We start from the raw sequence: 2,463 nt of genomic DNA on the forward strand, positions 1-2,463 counted from the left end.
GTATTGAATACATATTATGACGAATATTGTGGAATTTATTTGAAAACAAGGCGTTTCTTGGAACAACTTGATAAGTTTCAAATATAAAAAGGGCCGTATACGGTCCTTTTTACATACTTTCTTTTTCGAATAGCATATTTAGTATATAATATTTAAGAGATAGTATAACTTTTTTCGTTGTGCATTAAAGGTGGTGATTATCATAGAGCTGAATAAACGGCAAGAGCATATCATTCAGATTGTAAAAGATCACGGTCCTATTACAGGGGAGTCAATTGCTGGGCAATTGGGTTTAACACGTGCAACGCTAAGACCAGACTTAGCAATTTTAACGATGGCTGGTTATTTAGAAGCGCGTCCACGTGTAGGTTATTTTTATACGGGTAAAACCGGGGGACAGCTATTATCTGAAGCTGTTAAGAAAATTAAAGTGCAAGATTATCAATCTAGACCGGCTGTAATTGATAAAAATGTATCAGTATACGATGCAATCTGTACTATGTTTCTAGAGGACGTTGGTACATTATTTGTTGTAGATCAAGCTACTTTATTAGTTGGCGTTGTATCTCGTAAAGATTTATTACGAGCTAGCTTAGGAAAGCAGGATTTAACCTCTCTTCCGGTTAATATTATCATGACAAGGATGCCAAACATTGCGATGTGTCGCAGGGAGGATTCTTTATATGATATTGCGATGGAATTAATAGAAAGACAGATTGATGCGATGCCGGTTGTGAAGGGTACGAAACAAGGTTTAGAAGTGATTGGACGAATTACAAAAACAAATATTACACGYGCGTTTGTAAATTTAGTAAATAACGAATAAGTGTAATTTGTTTAAAGTGAGGTAATGTAATGGATAATAAAATCGTATATGTCGTATCTGACTCTGTAGGAGAAACGGCTGATTTGGTTGTTAGAGCGGCAATGGGACAGTTCCCATTCGCTCCTGATATTAGGCGTGTACCGTATGTAGAAGATACAGGGACATTAAAAGAAGTAATCTCGATTGCCAAGAGCAATCAAGCGCTTATTTGTTTTACGTTAGTAAAGCCTGATATGCGTCAATATTTATTGACAGAAGCGGCAAAAGAAGGAGTAGAGGCATACGATATTATCGGACCTCTTATCGATCAAATTGAAGAAATTACAGGGCAAGTACCAAGGTATGAGCCAGGTGTCGTTCGAAGATTAGATGAAGAGTACTTTAAAAAAATTGAAGCGATTGAATTTGCAGTTAAGTATGATGATGGTAGAGATGCACGTGGTATTTTAAAAGCTGATATCGTGTTGATTGGAATTTCACGTACATCAAAAACACCACTTTCACAATATTTAGCGCATAACAAACGTTTGAAAGTTGCTAATGTACCACTTGTACCGGAAGTGGATCCGCCTGAGGAATTATATCAAGTGGCAAAAGAGAAATGTTTCGGTTTGAAAATTATACCAGATAAGTTAAATCATATTCGAAAAGAACGATTGAAATCACTTGGATTAAGTGATGGAGCAACATATGCAAATATTAATCGTATTCAAGAAGAAATTGATCATTTTGAGGAAGTAATTAGTAAAATAAATTGTCAAGTGATTGATGTATCAAATAAGGCAATTGAAGAAACAGCAAATATTATTGTGAATGCAGTGCAAAACCAAAAAATGTTTTAGCACATTTACCAAAGGTGAATGTGCTTTTTTCGCTCGTGAGAAGGCGTTAGAGGAAGATGCGAAGTAGAGCATGAACTTTCGGCTTAGTAATAGAATATAGCGGAATGGTTATACTTATATTCTTCTGTTTTTTAATTATGCTAAAGGAACGATTTCGTTATCTTTAAGTGTAAGATGAAAATTAAAGGGATATGTAGCGTAGTTGAAGAAAATATATTATAATAAAAAATTGTGATAAAAACCTATATTTTACGTTTAGACTTTAATTTTTCAGAATAAACTAGGGATAGGATTTTCGAAAAAGACATGTATTTACGTTAAATCGACAAAATCTAGACAAGAAAACGCACATTATGGAAGGATTCACAGAAGGGATGTAGAATACAGACATATGCAAAACATCAGATAAGATATTATTTGATGCATATGCGTATCCCGTGAAGAATGCAATTGTGCAAGTTGGARCAAAATTTTATGTCGAAATTTTGTTTGTCGTATCCTATGCTCATCGTTCAAGAAAACAGCAAGGTAATTGGGTCTATGTAGATTCTGAGCAAGATGAAGTTGACTGTTATATTTATTAACATGCAAAAGCTACAGATCTCATGATCATACAGGCTATAGTGCTTCTTGCTAGTCTTCTTGTGAAAAAGGAGTATATGTATTGTCTCCAGGAGATACATTTGTAACAGATGAGCAAATGTATACAATTTTATATAGTAGTATGTATCTGCGAATTTACGCAGACTGGGGACTTATACGAAAGGTCCAAAATCGTTTACACAATGTGATCGA

Annotated in this window: 2 protein-coding genes and 1 pseudogene; all 3 read left to right on the plus strand. The window is 34.6% G+C overall.

Going from position 1 to position 2,463, the window contains the following annotated elements:
* Positions 1–87, plus strand: a pseudogene (locus AC1DJR_RS26320) (DNA repair protein RecO); the annotation flags it as partial.
* Between the two features lie 106 nt (positions 88–193).
* Complete coding sequence (gene ccpN, locus AC1DJR_RS26325; RefSeq protein ID WP_201025633.1) at positions 194–826, plus strand: transcriptional regulator CcpN; 633 nt, start codon at positions 194–196, stop codon at positions 824–826.
* Positions 827–855: 29 nt separating this feature from the next.
* Positions 856–1,668, plus strand: coding sequence for a pyruvate, water dikinase regulatory protein (locus AC1DJR_RS26330; protein WP_002015180.1), 813 nt, complete (start codon positions 856–858; stop codon positions 1,666–1,668).
* The last annotated feature ends 795 nt before the right edge of the window (positions 1,669–2,463 follow it).

The organism is Bacillus sp. 05T31 (assembly GCF_056396725.1).